General features: G+C 64.6%; 17 protein-coding genes. 14 read left to right on the top strand and 3 right to left on the bottom strand.

Going from position 1 to position 18,434, the window contains the following annotated elements; all coding sequences use genetic code 11:
• Positions 1 to 18 precede the first annotated feature (18 nt).
• The 3 genes from AB7532_RS13680 (at position 19) to AB7532_RS13690 (ending at position 2,641) form a co-directional block, all read left to right on the top strand.
• Entirely contained in the window at positions 19 to 510 is a 492-nt protein-coding gene (locus AB7532_RS13680; protein WP_441235305.1) for a GNAT family N-acetyltransferase, read from the top strand.
• Positions 507 to 2,105 (top strand): citramalate synthase, encoded by a 1,599-nt coding sequence (gene cimA / locus AB7532_RS13685; RefSeq protein WP_441235306.1) that lies wholly within the window; start codon positions 507 to 509, stop codon positions 2,103 to 2,105. Before AB7532_RS13680 ends, cimA begins: the two co-directional genes overlap by 4 nt.
• Before the next feature lie 158 nt (positions 2,106 to 2,263).
• On the top strand, positions 2,264 to 2,641 hold the full coding sequence (locus AB7532_RS13690; RefSeq protein WP_441235307.1) for a VOC family protein: 378 nt from the start codon (positions 2,264 to 2,266) through the stop codon (positions 2,639 to 2,641).
• Here the strand turns inward: AB7532_RS13690 and AB7532_RS13695 are convergent, their stop codons facing one another.
• The gene (locus AB7532_RS13695; RefSeq protein ID WP_441235308.1) at positions 2,642 to 3,247 is read right to left on the bottom strand and encodes a TIGR00730 family Rossman fold protein; all 606 of its coding nucleotides are present in this window, start codon (positions 3,245 to 3,247) and stop codon (positions 2,642 to 2,644) included.
• 201 nt (positions 3,248 to 3,448) lie between these two features.
• Between AB7532_RS13695 and AB7532_RS13700 the strand changes: the two genes are divergently transcribed.
• The 4 genes from AB7532_RS13700 (at position 3,449) to AB7532_RS13715 (ending at position 7,996) form a co-directional block, all read left to right on the top strand.
• Positions 3,449 to 5,407 (top strand): ABCB family ABC transporter ATP-binding protein/permease, encoded by a 1,959-nt coding sequence (locus AB7532_RS13700; RefSeq protein ID WP_441235309.1) that lies wholly within the window; start codon positions 3,449 to 3,451, stop codon positions 5,405 to 5,407.
• A gap of 51 nt (positions 5,408 to 5,458) precedes the next feature.
• Positions 5,459 to 6,187, top strand: coding sequence for a phosphatidylserine decarboxylase (locus tag AB7532_RS13705; RefSeq protein ID WP_441235310.1), 729 nt, complete (start codon positions 5,459 to 5,461; stop codon positions 6,185 to 6,187).
• A gap of 86 nt (positions 6,188 to 6,273) precedes the next feature.
• Positions 6,274 to 7,155: a CDP-alcohol phosphatidyltransferase family protein gene (locus tag AB7532_RS13710; protein WP_441235311.1), complete on the top strand. Its 882-nt coding sequence runs from the start codon at positions 6,274 to 6,276 to the stop codon at positions 7,153 to 7,155.
• A 121-nt stretch (positions 7,156 to 7,276) separates the two neighbouring features.
• Entirely contained in the window at positions 7,277 to 7,996 is a 720-nt protein-coding gene (locus tag AB7532_RS13715; protein WP_441235312.1) for an RraA family protein, read from the top strand.
• A 2-nt stretch (positions 7,997 to 7,998) separates the two neighbouring features.
• On the opposite strand, the gene AB7532_RS13720 is transcribed toward AB7532_RS13715, so the two are convergent.
• Positions 7,999 to 8,289: a hypothetical protein gene (locus AB7532_RS13720; RefSeq protein WP_441235313.1), complete on the bottom strand. Its 291-nt coding sequence runs from the start codon at positions 8,287 to 8,289 to the stop codon at positions 7,999 to 8,001.
• Positions 8,290 to 8,642: 353 nt separating this feature from the next.
• Between AB7532_RS13720 and AB7532_RS13725 the strand changes: the two genes are divergently transcribed.
• The 7 genes from AB7532_RS13725 to AB7532_RS13755 all read left to right on the top strand — a co-directional run bounded on the left by AB7532_RS13725 (position 8,643) and on the right by AB7532_RS13755 (position 17,395).
• Complete coding sequence (locus tag AB7532_RS13725; protein WP_441235314.1) at positions 8,643 to 9,416, top strand: motility protein A; 774 nt, start codon at positions 8,643 to 8,645, stop codon at positions 9,414 to 9,416.
• 23 nt (positions 9,417 to 9,439) lie between these two features.
• Complete coding sequence (locus AB7532_RS13730; protein ID WP_441235315.1) at positions 9,440 to 10,267, top strand: flagellar motor protein MotB; 828 nt, start codon at positions 9,440 to 9,442, stop codon at positions 10,265 to 10,267.
• A 214-nt stretch (positions 10,268 to 10,481) separates the two neighbouring features.
• The gene (locus AB7532_RS13735) at positions 10,482 to 12,386 is read left to right on the top strand and encodes a potassium transporter Kup (RefSeq protein ID WP_441235316.1); all 1,905 of its coding nucleotides are present in this window, start codon (positions 10,482 to 10,484) and stop codon (positions 12,384 to 12,386) included.
• 143 nt (positions 12,387 to 12,529) lie between these two features.
• Entirely contained in the window at positions 12,530 to 14,458 is a 1,929-nt protein-coding gene (locus tag AB7532_RS13740; protein WP_441235317.1) for a potassium transporter Kup, read from the top strand.
• A gap of 310 nt (positions 14,459 to 14,768) precedes the next feature.
• Positions 14,769 to 15,092, top strand: a complete 324-nt coding sequence (locus AB7532_RS13745) for a rhodanese-like domain-containing protein (RefSeq protein ID WP_441235318.1) — start codon at positions 14,769 to 14,771, stop codon at positions 15,090 to 15,092.
• An 8-nt stretch (positions 15,093 to 15,100) separates the two neighbouring features.
• Positions 15,101 to 16,279 carry an aminotransferase gene (locus tag AB7532_RS13750; RefSeq protein ID WP_441235319.1) on the top strand — a complete coding sequence of 393 codons (1,179 nt, stop codon included), beginning with the start codon at positions 15,101 to 15,103 and terminating at the stop codon, positions 16,277 to 16,279.
• A 6-nt stretch (positions 16,280 to 16,285) separates the two neighbouring features.
• Positions 16,286 to 17,395 (top strand): polyamine ABC transporter substrate-binding protein, encoded by a 1,110-nt coding sequence (locus AB7532_RS13755; RefSeq protein ID WP_441235320.1) that lies wholly within the window; start codon positions 16,286 to 16,288, stop codon positions 17,393 to 17,395.
• Between the two features lie 100 nt (positions 17,396 to 17,495).
• Here AB7532_RS13755 and AB7532_RS13760 read toward each other — a convergent pair whose 3' ends face one another.
• Positions 17,496 to 18,428 carry a lipid A biosynthesis lauroyl acyltransferase gene (locus AB7532_RS13760; RefSeq protein ID WP_441235321.1) on the bottom strand — a complete coding sequence of 311 codons (933 nt, stop codon included), beginning with the start codon at positions 18,426 to 18,428 and terminating at the stop codon, positions 17,496 to 17,498.
• Between the last annotated feature and the right edge of the window lie 6 nt (positions 18,429 to 18,434).

Here is an 18,434-nt window from a genome sequence, read left to right on the forward strand (position 1 = left end):
TGGGATGTGGTGACGACGATGGCACACGCGCACCCGAAGCCCGGCTTGCGGCCGTTCCTGCCGGATGATATGCCGGTGCTCGCTGCGATCTTCACCGCCAGCATCGAGGAGCTGACCGGCGACGACTATAGCGAAGCGCAGCAGCAGGCCTGGATGGCGGCGGCCGAGGACGACGAGTTCGGCAAGCGGTTAGCTGCCGACCTGACGCTGATCGCGACGCTGGAAGGCTCGCCGGTCGGTTTTGCTTCGCTGCGCGGCACCGACCACATCCGCATGCTCTATGTGCATCCGGCCGTCAGCAGGCAGGGCATCGCGACCATGCTGGTCGATGCGCTGGAGAAGCTTGCCGGCGGCCGTGGCGCGGCGGCCCTCACGGTCGATGCCAGCGACACCGCGCAGGGCTTTTTCGCCAAGCGCGGCTACACCGCCATGCAGCGCAACTCCGTCTCCGTCAATGACGAATGGCTTGCCAACACCACCATGAAGAAGACGCTCGGAGCATCGCAATGAGCATGGAGCGCCTCTATCTGTTCGACACCACGCTGCGCGACGGCGCGCAGACCAACGGCGTCGATTTCACGCTGACCGACAAGCAGGTCATCGCGGCGATGCTCGACGATCTCGGCATCGACTATGTCGAAGGCGGCTATCCCGGCGCCAATCCGACCGACACCGAGTTCTTCGGCACCAGGCCGAAGCTCAAGCACGCGCGCTTCACCGCCTTCGGCATGACGCGCCGGGCAGGGCGCTCGGTCTCCAACGATCCCGGTGTCGCCGGCCTCATCGAGGCGAAAGCCGATGCGATCTGCTTCGTGGCAAAATCCTCCGCCTATCAGGTGCGCGTCGCGCTGGAGACGACCAAAGAAGAAAACCTCGCCTCGATCCGGGACAGCGTCGCGGCGGCGAAGGCTGCCGGACGGGAGGTCATGCTCGACTGCGAGCATTTTTTCGACGGCTACAAGGAAGATGCGAGCTTCGCGCTCGCCTGCGCCAAGGCCGCCTATGAAGCCGGCGCGCGCTGGGTGGTGCTGTGCGACACCAATGGCGGCACCATGCCCAACGAGATCGAGGCCATCGTCACCGAGGTGACGAAGCATATCCCCGGCGACCATGTCGGCATCCACGCCCATAACGACACCGAGCAGGCGGTGGCGAATTCACTCGCCGCGGTGCGCGCCGGCGCACGGCAGATCCAGGGTACGCTGAACGGTCTCGGCGAACGCTGCGGCAACGCCAATCTCTGCTCGCTGATCCCGACCCTGAAATTGAAGAAGGAGTTTGCCGATGCCTTCGAGATCAGCATTACTGCCGAGAAGCTGGCGACACTCGTAAAAGTGTCGCGCACGCTCGACGACATGCTCAATCGCGTGCCGAACCGGCATGCGGCCTATGTCGGCGAGAGCGCTTTCGTCACCAAGACCGGCATTCACGCCTCCGCCGTGCTGAAGGATCCGCAGACCTATGAGCACGTGTTGCCGGAGATGGTCGGCAATCACCGCAAGGTGCTGGTGTCCGACCAGGCCGGCCGCTCCAACGTCATCGCCGAGCTCGACCGCGCCGGCATTGCCTACGAGAAGAGCGATCCGAAGCTGACTCGGCTGGTCGAGGAGTTGAAGGAGCGCGAGGCGCAAGGCTATGCCTATGAATCCGCCAACGCCTCGTTCGACCTGCTGGCGCGCCGCACCCTCGGCAAGGTGCCGCATTATTTCGAGGTCGAGCAGTTCGACGTCAATGTCGAGCAGCGCTACAATTCGCATGGCGAACGCGTCACGGTCGCGCTGGCGGTGGTCAAGGTCGACGTTGCCGGCGAGCATCTGATCTCGGCGGCGGAAGGCAACGGCCCCGTCAACGCGCTCGACGTCGCGCTTCGCAAGGACCTCGGCAAATACCAGAAATTCATCGAGGGCCTGACGCTGATCGACTACCGCGTCCGTATCCTCAACGGCGGCACCGGCGCGGTGACGCGCGTGCTGATTGAGAGCGAGGACGAAAACGGCGACCGCTGGACCACGGTCGGCGTGTCCCCGAACATCATCGACGCCTCGTTCCAGGCGCTGATGGACTCGGTGATCTACAAGCTCGTGAAGTCGGGCGCGCCGGCGTAGCACTTGGCACGGCTGTCATACCCCGCGAAGGCGGGGTATCCAGTACGCCGTGGCTTCTACGTAACGCCGCGGCGTCTCGGAGTACTGGATCGCCCGCCTTCGCGGGCGATGACAGCGGAGAGTGGGGAGAGGCCGGCAACGATGGATGGGGGTATTACATGATCGACCACATCTCCGTCGGCGTCAGCGACCTCGAACGCGCCGCAAGTTTCTACGAAGCCACGCTCGCAGCCCTCGGGCTCACGCGCGTCGTCACGCGGCCGCGGACGGTCGGTTTCGGCAAGGCCTATCCGGAGTTCTGGATCAATCTGCGCGACGGCATGCCGCGCGTGGCGTCTTCGAGCGGCGTGCACATCTGCCTGCGGGCAAAGACGACCAGTGAGGTCGATGCGTTCCATGCCGCAGCACTTGCCACCGGCGGTGCATCCGATGGCGCGCCGGGCATCCGCCCGCATGATCGCGTGCGCTATTACGCGGCCTTCGTCACCGATCCCGACGGTAACAGGATCGAGGCGGTGACGTTTCTGGAAGAATGATCAGAGTTTTCGTGCGACGTCCGGGGCGAGCTGCTTGTCCGCCTCGGCGATCTGGGCCACGGCCGATTTCAGCTTCGGCAGGATGTCCTCGATGCGATCGGCCTTGAGGATGTCGACCGAAAGACCGGCGCGGATGAACTCGGTCTGGCGCATATGCGACAGCAGCGAGAACAGCGGCTCCCAGAAATTGTCGATGTTGGCGAGCAGCACCGGCTTGGCGTGACGGCCGAGCTGCTTCCAGGTCAATTGCTCGACCAGCTCTTCAAGCGTGCCGACGCCGCCCGGCAGCGCCACGAAAGCGTCGGAGCGTTCGAACATCAGCCGCTTGCGCTCGTGCATGTCGGGGGTGACGATCATCTCCTGCACGCGCGTCAGCGCGTTCTCGCGCTTGCGCAGGAATTCGGGAATGATGCCGGTGACGCTGCCGCCGTGATCGAGCACGGAGGTTGCGACCGAGCCCATCAGGCCGAGCGAGCCGCCGCCATAGACCAGGCGGATGTTGTTCTCGGCGAGGGCCTTGCCGAACGCTTTTGCGCCTTCGGTGAAGCGGGGGTTGGTTCCGGGGCCGGAGCCGCAATAGACACAGACGGTTTTGATGGTGCTCATTGGTGTCATGATGCATTGCAGCGAAGGGGCGTCAAGCCCAATCGGTGATTCGGATCACCCGGAAATCTACCGGTAAATGGCGACAAACAATCAAAGATTCGCCATCTGGCGGGGTGCGTTGGCATCGGGAAGGCTTTATATGACGGGCGAAAATCGCAAATTGTGACGCTGCCCGCATCCGGCGGGCTTTCAGGCTTCTTGATGGACCAACCTCAATCGTTCGACGGCGCCGACGTTCCCGATCCTCCCGCCGGGGGACCGCTGGAGCGGGCCACGCTGATGGGCACGCTGGCGCATCTGTGGCCCTATATCTGGCCCGGCGACCGCGCCGACCTGAAGATGCGGGTGGTCTGGTCGATGGTGCTGCTGCTCGCGGCCAAGCTGATCACGCTCACCGTGCCGTTCAGCTTCAAATGGGCGACCGATGCCCTGACCGGCGCCAACACCGCGCCGGTCGCGGCCGACAACTGGCACCTCTGGGTGATCGCCTCGCCGCTGCTGCTCACCGCGAGCTACGGCGTGATGCGCATCGTGATGGCGGTGCTGACGCAATGGCGCGACGGCATCTTCGCCCGCGTCGCCATGCATGCGGTGCGCAAGCTCGCCACCATCACCTTCGTCCACATGCACGAGCTGTCGCTGCGCTTTCACCTCGAGCGCAAGACCGGCGGCCTGACCCGCGTGCTCGAGCGCGGCCGCGAGGGCATTGAGGTCATCGTGCGCATGGTGATCCTGCAACTGATCCCGACCATCGTCGAGGTGACGCTGCTGATGGCGGTGCTGCTCTGGCAGTTCGACTGGCGCTACGTGGCCGCGACCCTGATCACGGTCACGGTCTACATGTACTACACCTACATCGCGACCGAGTGGCGGATCGGCATCCGCCGCAAGATGAACGATTCCGACACCGAGGCGAACACCAAGGCGATCGACTCGCTGCTCAACTACGAGACCGTCAAATATTTCAGCGCCGAGGCGCGCGAGGCCCAGCGCTACGACAAATCGGTCGCGCGCTACGAGGAGGCGAGCGTCCACACCTACACCTCGCTCGCCGTGCTCAACACCGGACAAGCCGTGATCTTCACGCTGGGCCTGACCGCGACCATGCTGATGTGCGCGATCGGCGTGCGCAATGGCACCAACACGGTCGGCGATTTCGTGCTGGTCAACGCCATGATGATCCAGCTCTACCAGCCGCTGAATTTCATGGGCATGGTCTATCGCGAGATCAAGCAGGCGATCATCGACATCGAGAAGATGTTCGGCGTGATCGGCCGCGAGGCGGAGATCAAGGACGTCTCGGGTGCGCAGCCGCTGGTCGTGTCCGCCGGCACGGTGCGGTTCGAGGACGTTCGCTTTGCCTATGAGCCGGCGCGCCCGATCCTGAAGGGCATCAGCTTCGAAGTGCCGGCCGGCCAGACGGTTGCGATCGTCGGCCCGTCGGGTGCCGGCAAGTCGACCATCTCGCGTCTCTTGTTCCGGCTCTACGACATCTCCGGCGGCAGGATCCTGATCGACGGCCAGGACATTCGCGAGGTCACGCAGGCGAGCCTGCGTGCCTCCATCGGCATGGTGCCGCAGGACACGGTGCTGTTCAACGACACCATCCGCTACAACATCCGCTATGGCCGCTGGGACGCGACCGATGCCGAAGTCGAGGAGGCCGCGAGCCTCGCGCAGATCGACAATTTCATCCGCATGGCGCCGATGGGCTACGAGACCCAGGTCGGCGAGCGCGGCCTGAAACTGTCCGGCGGCGAGAAGCAGCGCGTCGCGATCGCGCGCACCGTCCTGAAGGCGCCGCCGATCCTGGTGCTGGACGAGGCGACCTCGGCGCTCGACACCCATACCGAGCACGAGATCCAGGGCGCACTCGACCGCGTGGCGAAGAACCGCACCTCGCTGGTGATCGCGCACCGGCTTTCCACCATCGTCGGCGCCGACGAAATCATCGTGCTGGACCAGGGCCGGATCGCCGAACGCGGCACCCACGCCCAACTGCTCGGGCAGGGCGGCCTCTATGCCAGCATGTGGAACAGGCAGCGCGAGGCCGAGGCGGCGCGCGAGAAACTGGCCCAGATGGCCGACAGCAGCGAGGCCCCCAACCGGGAGCCGCCGCCGGTCAATGACGCCCTCCCGGCACCTGCGGCGGCAGAGTGACCTTGTCTCCGGTCCCAACTCTGGCCTAAACAACCGCGCGGGGCACCCCGCGTGCCATCAACTCCTAGTCGGCAGATAGCGATGTCCATTCTCGATTCGATCCAGCGTCAGATTCCGCCGATTCACAAGGAGGGCTATCCCTTCATTGGCGGCTTTGCACTGGCAAGCCTCGTCCTGTTCTGGCTGTGGTCGCCTCTGGGCTGGATCGGCACGATCCTGACCGTGTGGTGCGCGCTGTTCTTCCGCGACCCCGTCCGGGTGACGCCGGTGCGCGAGGGGCTCGTGGTGTCGCCCGCCGACGGCCGGGTCTCGATGATCACCATGGCGCTGCCGCCGGCCGAGCTCGGGCTCGGCGACCGGCCGCTGCCGCGCATCTCGGTGTTCATGAGCGTGTTCAACTGCCATGTGAACCGCGCTCCCTTGGCGGGCAGGGTGGACCGCATCGCCTACCGGCCGGGCCTGTTCATCAATGCCGAGCTCGACAAGGCGAGCGATGACAATGAGCGCAACTCGCTGGTGATCTCGACGCCGACGGCGCGGATCGGCGTGGTGCAGATCGCAGGTCTTGTCGCCAAGCGCATCGTCTGTTTCGTCAGGGAAGGCCAGGCGATCGGCGCCGGCGAACGCTTCGGCCTGATCCGCTTCGGCTCGCGGCTTGACGTCTATCTGCCCGTCGGCACCAGGGCGCTGGTATCGGAGGGGCAGACCGCGATCGCGGGCGAGACGATTTTGGCCGATCTCGCCGGGGATGACCTCAACCGCGCCTACCGCGCCAATTAACCAAAAGCCGGTCCATGAGGGCCTTCCGCCGCAATGGCGGAGGGCAACGCGGCTTGCTATATCTCGCCCCGAGGTGAGGACCAGCAATGACGCCCTATGACTTCAAAAATCCTGACATTCGCCGCCGGCGGTTCCGCCCGATCCCGGTGCGCATGCTGGTGCCCAATGTCATCACGCTGCTGGCGATCTGCGCCGGCCTGACCTCGATCCGCCTGTCGATCGAGGGGCGGATGTCGCTCGCGGTCTATGCCATCGTGTTCGCAGCCGCGCTCGACGGCATCGATGGCCGCGTTGCGCGCATTCTCAAGGGCCAGTCCAAGTTTGGCGCCGAGCTCGACAGCCTCGCCGACTTCGTCAATTTCGGCGTCGCGCCCGGCCTGATGCTGTACTTCTGGCAGTTGCACGAACTCGGCAATGCCGGCTGGATCGCCGCCATGGTGTTCGCGATCTCCGGGGGCTTGAGGCTCGCGCGCTTCAACGCCACCATGGACGATCCGAACAAGCCCGCCTTCGCCGCCAATTTCTTCACCGGCGTGCCGGCGCCTGCCGGCGCGATCACGGTGATGCTGCCGATCTATCTGGCGTTCCTCGATCTCGGCCGGCTGCCCGCGGCGGTGACGGCCGCCTATACGCTGCTGATCGCCTTCCTGATGGTGTCGCGCCTGCCGGTGTTCTCCGGCAAGACCAAGCGCATGCGCGTGTCGCCAGAACTGGTGCTGCCGGCGTTCGTCGCGGTGATCGTCTTCATCGCGATCCTGATCGCCTATCCCTGGCATGTGCTCTCGGTCGGCACGGTGCTGTATCTGCTCGCTTTGCCGCTCGGCTACAAATCCTATCGCGATCAGGCGCGGGCGATGGCGGCCACCGCGCCGCCTGGAGACGAGGTGCCGTCGCCGCCTTCGGCGCCGACGCTCGCCAACCTGTCGGAGCCGCCGCAAGAGGACGACCGACCCGGGCGGCTGCACTAAACGGTTTTCGCGGATATCTGCCATGAAGTCGTCCGAGTTGGGTTGAAGCCCGATCTCGGCTATATCGCCCTGTGCCGGCGGCACCGCGACAACAGCGGCCGCCAATCTGGGAGAGAACGCCGTGACTGATATCGCGACCGGGCCGCTGCCCGCTTCCGTCCTCGAAGCGCTGGGCCGCTACGATACCCCGACGATCTGCAACGCCATGGAGATCGTGGCGCCCGAGCGCCGCCTGATCGGCTACACCACCAAGCAACTGGTCTGCCCGTTCCCCGATCTGCCGCCGATCGTCGGTTATGCCCGCACGGTTGCGATCCGCTCGGTGCTGAAATCCTCGCTGCCGGCCGAGGAGCAGTCGAAGCGCCGCATCGAATATTACGAATATGTCGGCACCGGTCACGGCCCGCGCATCTCGGTGATCCAAGACATCGACGGCCCCGATGTCGGCTACGGCGCGTTCTGGGGCGAGGTGCAGAGCAACGTCCACAAGGCGCTTGGCTGCCTCGGCGTCATCACCGACGGCTCGATCCGCGACATTCCGCAATGGGCCCCTGGCTTCCAGGCGCTGGCCGGCTCGATCGGTCCGTCGCATGCATGGGTGCACGCGGAGAGCTTCGGCGGTGAGGTCCGGGTTGCCGGCATGACCGTCAAGTCGGACGACCTCATCCACGCCGATCTGCACGGCGCCATCGTGATCCCGCTCGACATCGCGGCAAAGCTGCCCGAGGCCGCCGAGCTCTGCGGCCGCCGCGAGACGCCGATCCTGGAGATCGCCCGCAGTCCCGACTTCTCGCTGGAGAAGCTCAAGGCCGCGCTGAGGCGCTCGGCGGAGATTCACTGACGCTACGGCTTCGACGCCGACCGCGGGCCGCCTTGTTCCAGAAACAGGACGGCCTGATCCGGTTCGCCAAACATCGCGGCGGCGCATCCGATCAGGGTGAAGCCGCCGGCGAGATCCCACAGGGTGACGTCGTCCGCGTTGTCGCGACTGTGGATCAGGCGCGCTACGATCACGGCAAAGGCGGCCTCGACGAAGAGCAGCACGCTGAACGCCGGCAGGACGAGTTCCGGTTCGAGCAGATGGAACGCCAGCACCGCCGGCAGCGCGGTGAGAAGACTGAACAGCGTCAACATGGCAAATCGGCTCCTGCGATGGAGCGGCAGCATAGAATACTGCATCGTCTCTTGCCGCGGATGTGGCGCAGGGCCGCAGTCGAAGGCTGAACGATGACGATGGATGGCTCGACGGTTCTCGTTGCCGGCTCGACCAACGACGCGCCGCAATTATGGTTAGCGAAGTGTTGAATTTCCTGTCGGCAGGCGGCAAAGCCGGCGTTCCGTCGGCACGCTGCGCCACTCGGGCGCGTCGGCCCAACTTAACCTTTACGCGGCTTTAAGGGCGGCGCTCTAGGGTTTCCAATGCGGTTCAGGGTTGGGCTGCGCCATCGGCCAGGACGGCCGTTGTTGCGTTCGCGTTGGAGTCTCCCATGGATATTATGACGGGCGCCGGGCTTTTGGGTGGCCTGGCCGTTATTGTGGCTATGGTGTTGATGGGCGGCGATCTGCACATGTTCATCAGTGAACATGCGATGATCATCATCTTCGGCGGCTCGGCGGCGGCGACCATGATCCGCTTTCCGCTCGGCGCGCTGATGCACGGCATGCCGCTCGGCATCAAATTCGCCTTTACGATGAGCCGGCTGTCGGCGCACGATCTGGTGGACGAGCTCGCCCGCATCGCCGAGATCGCCCGCAAGCAGGGTCCGGTGGGGTTGGAAAAGGTCGAGACCGACGAGCCGTTCCTGGCCAAGGGCATCCGCTACGTCGCCGACGGCTATGACCTCGATTTCATCAGGGACAATCTGGAGCGCGACCGCGACAATTTTCTGCTGCATCTCAACGAAGGCAGCAAGATCTATCGCGCCATCGGCGACTGCGCGCCTGCGTTCGGCATGATCGGAACGCTGATCGGCATGGTGCAGATGTTCTCGAACATGTCGGATCCCTCCAAGCTCGGCCCGTTCATGGCGACCGCCCTGCTGGCAACTCTCTACGGCGCGCTCGTCGCGAATCTGATCTGTCTGCCGATCGCCGACAAGCTGCATGGCAAGCTGATCGACGAGGAAACCAATCGTACGCTGATCATCGACGGCATTCTGATGATCCGCGACTCCAAGAGCCCGACTTTGGTGCGCGAAATGCTGCTGGCCTATCTGCCCGAGAAGCACCGTCACGCCGAAGGCGAGCCGGTTCCGGCGTAATCGCGGACGCCCGGATCTGACCCATGGCCAAGAAAAAACGCGAAGAAGCACACGGCGGCCATGGCTGGTTCGTGACGTTTGCCGACCTGATGGCGCTGCTGCTGGCGTTTTTCGTGATGCTGGTCGCGTTCTCCACCCAGGACGCCAACAAGCTGAAGATCGTCGCAGGCTCGATGCGCGAGGCCTTCGGCGTCCAGAGCGAAGCCCGCTACGCTGGCATCATCGAGTCCGATGGCCTGCCGACCCGCGCGCGGCTGAAGAACGTCGATCATATCCAGCCTGAGGAATCGTCGAACACGCCGACGCCGGACCAAGAGGATCACGACAAGACGTCCGGCGCCAGACTCAAGGTCGACCGCAATTTTGCGCTCGCCGCCGCCTCGTTGCGTCAGGCATTGCAGGACATGCCGGAACTGACCGAGATGTCCAAGCACATCATGTTCGAGGAAACCAAGCAGGGCCTCAACCTGGAGATCGTCGACCAGGACGGCCGCTCGATGTTCGCCGACGGCTCCAAGGTGCCCTATGACCGCACCCGCCGCCTGATCGAAAAGCTTGCGATTCCGCTGAAAGCCACGCCGCTCCGTGTGTCCATCGCCGGCCATACTGCGGCGGGATTCGTGCCGACCCGCAGCGACTACGGTGCCTTCGACCTGTCGGCCGATCGTGCCAATGCCGTGCGCCAGATCCTCGAGCGCCAAGGCTTGCCGCCGTCGCACATCTTTGCCGTTTCCGGCAAGTCGGACACCCAGCCGCTGTTTCCGGACGATCCCTCGCTCGCCGCCAACCGGCGGGTGACCATCACCCTGATGCGCGAAGATCCGCCACTGCCGCCGAATTTGAAGCCTTAGAGCGGTTTCGAGCGATCTCGCCGCGGCGGCCGGCGCGTCAGCCCCTTGCGCTACCATCCTACCTGAGGCATGTCGTCGCGCAGGCGACGACCGTTGCTGCTCCGTCACAGCATCCGGCTTGCCGCCTGCTAAGGTGGGCTGCCGATTGACAGGCGCGCCGGAACCGTCAAAAGGCGCCGGATCAATTCTCGGGAAGAAGCGTTTCTCATCTCACATGACGGCGAGCATCACATCGACCGACGCCCAGGAAGGGCAAGGTCCGGCCACCTCGGGTTTCTGGGGCCTGACGCTCGGAAGCATTGGCGTCGTCTTCGGCGATATCGGTACCTCGCCGCTCTACGCATTCCACGAGGCGGTCAGGGGCGCGGCCCATGGCGAGCCGGTCTCGCGGGTCATGGTGCTCGGGGTGCTCTCGCTGATCCTGTGGGCGCTCTTTATCGTCGTCACCGCCAAATACGTTCTGCTGCTGCTGCGCGCCGACAATAACGGGGAGGGCGGCACGCTCTCGCTGATGGCGCTCGGCCAGCGCGCGCTCGGTCGGCGAAGCTGGTTCCTGATGGCGCTCGGCGTGGTCGGCGCCTCCATGTTCATCGGCGATTCCATGATCACGCCGGCGATCTCGGTGTTGTCGGCGGTCGAAGGCCTCAAGCTTGCGACACCCGCCTTCGAGCACTATGTCGTGCCGCTCACGGTCATCATTCTGGCACTGCTGTTCGCGGTGCAGAGCAAGGGCACGGCGCTGGTGGCCGCCGCCTTCGGACCGGTGATGGTGGTCTGGTTCACGGTTCTTGCGGTGATGGGCGCCGTCCACATCGCCGACGATCCGTCGGTGCTCGCCGCCATCAATCCCTATTACGCGCTGCAATTCCTGCTGTCGCACGGCACCATCGGCCTGGTGACGCTCGGCGCCGTGTTCCTGGCCGTGACCGGCGGCGAGGCGCTCTATGCCGATCTCGGCCATTTCGGCCGCAAGCCGATCCAGTCGGCCTGGATGTTCTTCGTTCTGCCTGCGCTGCTGATCAACTATTTCGGCCAGGGCGCGCTGGTGCTGTCCGATCCCAGCGCCATCGAACATTCCTTCTATCGCATGGTGCCCGAATATCTGGTGCTGCCGCTGGTCGGCCTTGCGACCGCAGCGACCGTGATCGCGAGCCAAGCGGTGATCACCGGTGCCTATTCGCTGGTCTATCAGGCGGTGCAGCTCGGTCTGCTGCCGCGTTTCGAGGTGCGTTTCACCTCCGAGACCCATGCCGGCCAGATCTATTTGCCGCGGGTGAACCGGCTGCTCCTGATCGGCGTGATGCTGCTGGTGCTGCTGTTCCACACCCCCAGCAATCTGGCCTCGGCCTATGGCATCGCTGTCTCCACCACCATGGTCGCCGACGGCATCATGGGCTTTGTGGTGATCTGGAAGTTGTGGAACTGGCGTGCCGCGACGGCTGCCGCGGTGATCGTGCCGTTCGTCATCGTCGACATCAGCTTCTTCAGCGCTAATCTGCTCAAGCTGCTCGAAGGCGCCTGGGTGCCGTTGTTGTTTGGCGTCGCCATGGCGGGGACGATCTGGACCTGGCGAAAGGGCTCGGGGATCCTGATCCAGAAGACGCGCCGGATCGAGGTGCCGCTGGACGATCTGATCCGGAGCCTGGAGAAGCGGCCGCCGCACATCGTCAAGGGCACCGCGGTGTTCCTGACCAGCGATCCGTCCTTTGTGCCGACCGCGCTGCTGCATAATCTCAAGCACAACAAGGTGCTGCACGAGCACAACGTGATCCTGACCATCGAGACCGCGCATACGCCGCGGGTCGATCTGTCCGAGCGGTTCAGGATGGAGAAGATCAGCGAGAAGTTCTCGAAAGTCCGGCTGCGTTTCGGCTACATGGAGCAGCCGAACGTGCCCAAGGCGCTCGCCATCGCGCGCAAGCAGGGCTGGCAGTTCGACATCATGTCGACGTCGTTCTTCGTGTCGCGGAGGTCGCTCAAGGCCTCGGCCCAGTCGGGCATGCCGCTCTGGCAGGACCATCTGTTCATCGCGCTGAGCCGGTCCGCCAATGACGCCACCGACTATTTCCAGATTCCCACCGGGCGAGTGGTTGAAGTCGGGACTCAAGTCACCATCTGAACGCAATCGGCGAAGCCATGCGAATTTCGCATGGCAAGTGCCTGAAATCGGGCTAGGCTATGCCATCAGCGCAGGACTATAAGCCGCGCGCTGTCTTCCGCCGTTGTGCAGTGAAGCATTTTTAGAGGCCATCAGGCTCTCCCATGACAAGTGACGTAGCGATTTCCGCCCCGGAAACGGCGGCGGCCAATGGGCATGGCGACGCCCACACGACCGCCCGTTTCGGTGCGCTGACGCTCGGCAGCATCGGGGTGGTCTATGGCGATATCGGCACCAGCCCGCTCTACGCGTTCCGCGAGGCGGTGATGGCCGCCTCGGGCGCGGAGGGATTGCCGACGCCGGCCGCCGTGCTCGGCGTGCTCTCCCTGATCCTGTGGGCGCTCATCGTCGTGGTGACGCTCAAATACGTCGTGATCCTGCTCCGCGCCGACAACAACGGCGAGGGCGGTACGCTGGCGCTGATGGCGCTGGCGCAGCGCGCGGTCGGCACCGGCGGGGCGACCATCGTCCTGCTCGGCATCATTTCCGGCGCCCTGTTCTATGGCGATGCCGTGATCACGCCGGCGCTCTCGGTGCTGTCGGCAATCGAAGGCATGAAGGACGTCACGCTCCGGTTCGAGCCCTACATCGTGCCGCTGACCGTGATCATCCTGGTCGGCCTGTTCGCCGTGCAATCGCGCGGCACGGCCCGCGTCGCAGCGTTCTTCGGCCCCATCATGTGCGTCTGGTTTGCGGTGATCGCGGCAGCTGCCATCCATCCGATCATCGAGCAGCCGCAGGTTCTGTATGCGTTGAACCCGCTCTACGCCGTGTCCTTCATGTTTCACCACGGCATCATCGGCTTCGTCACACTGGGCGCCGTGTTCCTGGCGGTGACCGGCGCCGAGGCGCTCTATGCCGATCTCGGCCATTTCGGCAAGCGGCCGATCCAGATCGCCTGGCTGTCGATCGTGCTGCCGTCGCTGGCGCTGAACTATCTGGGGCAGGGCGCGCTCGTGCTCGGCGATCCCGGCGCGATCGTCAGCCCGTTCTTCCAGCTCTTCCCGCAAGGCTTCTTCCGCGGCTGCATGGTCGTGCTCGCCACCATGGCGACCGTGATCGCGAGCCAGGCCGTCATCACCGGCGCCTATTCGCTGACGCGGCAGGCGATCCAGCTCGGACTGCTGCCGCGCTTCGAAATTCGCCATACGTCTGAAGCCCATTCCGGCCAGATCTTCATCCCGCGCATCAACCAGCTGCTGCTGGTCGCGGTGGTGCTGCTGGTGCTGCTGTTCCGTTCCTCCAGCGCGCTGGCCTCGGCTTACGGCATCTCCGTCACCGGCACCATGGTGGTCACGGCGATGATGGGCTTTGTCGTGATCTGGAAGGTCTGGAAGTGGTCGCCGTACGCCGCCGCGGCCCTGATCGTCCCGTTCCTGTGTCTCGACCTGACCTTCCTTGCCGCCAATCTGCTCAAGGTGTTCGAGGGCGGCTGGGTGCCGCTGGCGCTCGGCGCCCTGATGATCATCCTGATGTACACGTGGCGGCGCGGCAGCCGGCTGCTGTTCGAGAAGTCGCGCAAGCTCGAATTCCCGCTCGCCGACCTCGTGGCGATGCTGGAGAAGCGGCCGCCGCAGCGCGTGCCCGGGACCGCCGTGTTCCTGACCTCGGACCCGCTCAGCGCGCCGACCGCGCTGATGCATAGTCTGAAGCACTACAAGGTGCTCCACGAGAAGAACGTCATTCTCACCATCGAGACCGCGCAGACCCCGCGTATCGACCTGGCCGACCGGGTGAAGCTGGAACAGATCTCGCCGACCTTCTCCAAGGTGACGCTGAAGTTCGGCTTCATGGAATCGCCCAACGTGCCGAAGGCGCTGGCCATCGCCCGCAAGCTCGGCTGGCAGTTCGACATCATGTCGACGTCGTTCTTCCTGTCGCGCAGGGCGCTCAAGCCCGCCGCCCATTCAGGCATGCCGCGCTGGCAGGACCGGCTGTTCATCTCGCTGAGCCGCTCCGCCAACGACGCCACCGACTATTTCCAGATTCCCTCGGGACGCGTCGTCGAGGTCGGAACGCAGGTGACGATCTAGTCGCTTCCACCGCTGTCATCGTCCGGCTTGACCGGGCGATCCAGTATTCCAGAGACGGCGCGGCCGGAATCGAGCAGCCGCGGCGTACTGGATTCCCCGCTTTCGCGGGGAATGACCCCGAGCGCGTGGTGAGAGATGAGCCTGGAGTTTCAGGCATCCTGAAGGTCGCCCTTCAAGTCGCTGCGATTTAGCTTTAACTTGCGCAAGGCAGCTCAAGCCTTTGTAGCGCTTGATTTTCGCTGGCCGAGAGGCGAGGTTGCCGCCCGCCGGGATCGCCCCGGCAAGCGGCCCTAAGACGTTGGAGGATGATGTGGCACATCAAGTACAGGATCTGACCCCGGACGAGGTCTCCAAGGGTGTCGAGGAAGGCCGCTATCTTCTCGTCGACGTCCGCGAGCCGAACGAGGTCGACGCCGAGGCTTATCCTTACGGCGTCGTCGTTCCGCTCTCGACCTTCGATCCCAAGGCGATTCCCGATCCGCAGGGCAAAGAGGTCGTGTTCGCCTGCCGTTCGGGCAAGCGCTCGGTGACCGCCTCGCTCGCGGCGCAGGCGGCGGGGCTTCCGTACGACAAGCATCTGGCCGGCGGCATGCTGGGCTGGAAGGCGGCGGGTCTTCCCAGCAAGGTCGGCTGATCCACCCGATGTCCAAAAGCTCGTCTCTCAACAACGTCTTCGCCGACCTGCCCGTCACCATCTTCGAGGCGATGTCGCAGGCCGCGCGCGACAACGCCGCCATCAATCTCGGCCAGGGCTTCCCCGACGATCCCGGCCCGGAAGACATCCGCCGCGCTGCGGCCGAGGCCTCGCTGAACGGCTACAACCAGTATCCGTCGATGATGGGCATCCCGGAACTGCGCCAGGCGATCGCGACCCATTACAGCCACTGGCACGGCCTCAAGCTCGATCCGATGAGCGAGGTGATGGTCACCTCCGGCGGCACCGAGGCGCTGACCTCGGCCATCCTCGCCGTGGTCCAGCCCGGCGACGAGGTGGTCTGCTTCCAGCCGGTCTATGATTCCTACCTGCCGATCATCCGCCAGGCCGGCGGCATCCCGCGCCTCGTCCGCCTCGAGCCGCCGCACTGGCGATTGAATGAGGACATGCTGAAAAGCGTCTTCAATTCAAAGACCAAGGCGGTGCTGTTCAACAATCCCTTGAATCCGTCCGCGGTGGTCTATCCGCGCGAGGACCTCGAGCTGCTGGCGCGTTATTGCCAGGAGTTCGACGTCATCGCGATCACCGACGAGGTCTGGGAGCACGTCACCTTTGACGAGCACAAGCACATCCCGCTGATCACGATCCCCGGCATGCGCGACCGCACCATCAAGGTCGGCTCGGCTGGCAAGATCTTCTCGCTGACCGGCTGGAAGATCGGCTTCGTCTGCGCCGCGCCGCCGCTGCTGCGTGTCGCGGCCAAGGTGCACCAGTTCCTGACCTTCACCACCGCGCCGAACTTGCAGGCCGCCGTCGCCTACGGCCTCGGCAAGCCCGACGACTACTTCCTGTCGATGCGCAAGGACCTGACCCGGAGCAGGGACCGCCTCACCAGGGGGCTGGAGAGCCTCGGCTTCCCCGTGCTGAAATCGCAGGGCACCTACTTCCTCACCGTCGACCTGTCTCCGCTGGGGCTCAACGAGAGCGACACCGAATTCTGCTGGCGGATCGTGAAGGACTACAAGGTCGCCGCGATCCCGGTCTCGGCGTTCTACGAGCAGGACCCGGTGACCTCGGTGGTGCGCTTCTGCTTCAACAAGAAGGACGAGACCCTCGACACCGCACTGGAGCGGCTGTCGGACGCCGTGCGCGGACGCAAGAGGTAGATCGAGATGACGGACGTCAGCCGCCCCGGGCTTTGCCTTGGTTTTGCAATCGCCGCGCTGACGTTGCTCTCCGCCCCCGCAGGGGCCGAGGAGCGGGTCGTCAACTTCTACAACTGGTCCAATTACATGGCGCCGGATGTCCTCGAGGCCTTCACCAGGGAGACCGGCATCAAGGTTGTCTACGACACCTTCGATGCCAACGAGACGCTGGAGACGCGCCTGATGGCCGGCAAGTCCGGCTACGACGTCGTGGTGCCGACGGCGTATTTCCTCCAGCGCCAGATCAAGGCGAACATCTTCCAGAAGCTCGACAAGGCGAAGCTGCCGAATCTTGCCAATGCCTGGCCGATGGTGACCAAGAATCTCGCGACCTACGATCCAGGCAACGACTTTGCCGTCAACTACATGTGGGGCACGACGGGCATCGGCTACAACGTCGCCAAGCTGAAGGCGATCCTCGGGCCGGATGCGAAGATCGACAGCTGGGACATCGTCTTCAAGCCGGAGAACCTCGCCAAGTTCAAAGACTGCGGCGTCCACATGCTCGATTCCGCCGACGACATCTTTCCGGCGGCGCTGAACTATCTTGGGCTCGATCCGAACTCGACCCAGCAGGCGGACCTCGAGAAGGCCGCCGACATCGTCGCCAAGGTCCGCCCCTCCGTGCGAAAATTCCACTCGTCCGAATATCTCAGCGCGCTTGCGACCGGCGAGATCTGTTTCGTGGTCGGCTGGTCCGGCGACATCATGCAGGCCCGAGCGCACGCCGCGGAAGCCAAGGACGGCATCGAGATCGGCTACGCCATTCCGAAGGAGGGCGCGCAGATGTTCTTCGACAATCTCGCGATCCCCGCGGATGCCAAGAACGTCAAGGAGGCCCACGAGCTGATCAACTATCTCTATCGCCCCGACGTCGCCGCCAAGAACTCGGACTTCCTGTCCTACGCGAGCGGCAACCTCGCCAGCCAGAAGCTGGTCGATCCGAAGATCCTCAACGACAAGAACATCTATCCGGACGAGGCCACGCTCGCAAAGCTGTTCGTCATCACGGCGCGCGAACCGGCGACCCAGCGGGTCATCAACCGGCTGTGGACCAAGGTGAAGACGGGGCGGTAGTGTTGCCCCCGTCATTGCGAGCGAAGCGAAGCAATCCAGAATCTCTCTGCGGGACGCTCTGGATTGCTTCGTCGCGTCGCTCCTCGCAATGACGGCGTAACTACCGCCACCTTCTGTGCAGCCACAACCATTGCTCGGGATGCTCGCGCACCCAGCCTTCCACCACGCTCGTGATCGCCTGCGTCGTGCCCTGGATGTCGATCTTGCCCTCGGCGTCGCGCACCGGCGGGATCTCTTCGGTGAGCTCGGCGGCAAAACGGTTGCCGGGCAGGCGGATGACGCGGACGCCGTGGATCGGGCAATCGACCTGGCGGAGCAGGCGCGCCAGCATCGGGTTGGCGCGGGTCTTGCGGCCGAAGAAGGTGACCTCGACGCCGCCGGTCAGATACTGATCGATCAGCATGGCGACGTGCTTGCCGTTCTTGAGCGCCTGCGCGAGCCGCAGCGGTGCGTCGCGGCCCGCGGGGATCAGCGTGCCCATGTTGACCTGGCGCATCTCCTGGATGATGCGGTCGGCCGAGGCGATGTTCGGGCGGCGGTAGAGGATCGCGGTATCCAGCCCATGTGCCACGGCCGCGAGCGCCGGCAGTTCCCAGTTGGAGAGATGGGCTGCAAAGATCAGCGCCGGCTTGCCGTCGTCGCGGATGCGGTCGAACAGCTCGATGCTGCGCTGGGGCAGCTCGATCCGGCTTTTCTCCGGATTGTCGCGATTGTAGTCCCAGACGTGATCCATATGGGCGAACTCCGCGCCGACGCGGCCGAGATTGTCCCACACGCCCATCAGGATGCTTTCGATCTCGTCTGGCGATTTCTCGGGGAATGCCGCGGCGAGGTTGGCACGGCCGATGCGGTGCTCGCGCAGGCGCGGGCCGATCCGCTTGACAACGCGCGCGAAAAAATCCGAGGTCTTGGTCGGGTCGAAATAGCGCGTGGTGCGCAGCATGCCGACGGTGGCGGCGCCGATCAGGCCTCCGCCAATCGATTTGGCTGCATTCCGCGCACGAATCTTCGTGCCGATGGAAATCAGCGCCATGCGTCC

The sequence above is a fragment of the Bradyrhizobium sp. 930_D9_N1_4 genome (assembly GCF_052076015.1).
Lineage (GTDB): Bacteria > Pseudomonadota > Alphaproteobacteria > Rhizobiales > Xanthobacteraceae > Bradyrhizobium.

What these genes read in the sequence shown, in the direction of transcription:
- AB7532_RS13680 (WP_441235305.1), top strand. Translation starts at nt 19, where the DNA reads ATGGCACACGCGCACCCGAAGCCCGGCTTGCGGCCGTTCCTGCCGGAT.
- cimA (WP_441235306.1), top strand. Translation starts at nt 507, where the DNA reads ATGAGCATGGAGCGCCTCTATCTGTTCGACACCACGCTGCGCGACGGC.
- AB7532_RS13690 (WP_441235307.1), top strand. Translation starts at nt 2,264, where the DNA reads ATGATCGACCACATCTCCGTCGGCGTCAGCGACCTCGAACGCGCCGCA.
- AB7532_RS13695 (WP_441235308.1), bottom strand. Translation starts at nt 3,247, where the DNA reads ATGAGCACCATCAAAACCGTCTGTGTCTATTGCGGCTCCGGCCCCGGA.
- AB7532_RS13700 (WP_441235309.1), top strand. Translation starts at nt 3,449, where the DNA reads ATGGACCAACCTCAATCGTTCGACGGCGCCGACGTTCCCGATCCTCCC.
- AB7532_RS13710 (WP_441235311.1), top strand. Translation starts at nt 6,274, where the DNA reads ATGACGCCCTATGACTTCAAAAATCCTGACATTCGCCGCCGGCGGTTC.
- AB7532_RS13720 (WP_441235313.1), bottom strand. Translation starts at nt 8,289, where the DNA reads ATGTTGACGCTGTTCAGTCTTCTCACCGCGCTGCCGGCGGTGCTGGCG.
- AB7532_RS13725 (WP_441235314.1), top strand. Translation starts at nt 8,643, where the DNA reads ATGGATATTATGACGGGCGCCGGGCTTTTGGGTGGCCTGGCCGTTATT.
- AB7532_RS13730 (WP_441235315.1), top strand. Translation starts at nt 9,440, where the DNA reads ATGGCCAAGAAAAAACGCGAAGAAGCACACGGCGGCCATGGCTGGTTC.
- AB7532_RS13735 (WP_441235316.1), top strand. Translation starts at nt 10,482, where the DNA reads ATGACGGCGAGCATCACATCGACCGACGCCCAGGAAGGGCAAGGTCCG.
- AB7532_RS13740 (WP_441235317.1), top strand. Translation starts at nt 12,530, where the DNA reads ATGACAAGTGACGTAGCGATTTCCGCCCCGGAAACGGCGGCGGCCAAT.
- AB7532_RS13750 (WP_441235319.1), top strand. Translation starts at nt 15,101, where the DNA reads ATGTCCAAAAGCTCGTCTCTCAACAACGTCTTCGCCGACCTGCCCGTC.
- AB7532_RS13755 (WP_441235320.1), top strand. Translation starts at nt 16,286, where the DNA reads ATGACGGACGTCAGCCGCCCCGGGCTTTGCCTTGGTTTTGCAATCGCC.
- AB7532_RS13760 (WP_441235321.1), bottom strand. Translation starts at nt 18,428, where the DNA reads ATGGCGCTGATTTCCATCGGCACGAAGATTCGTGCGCGGAATGCAGCC.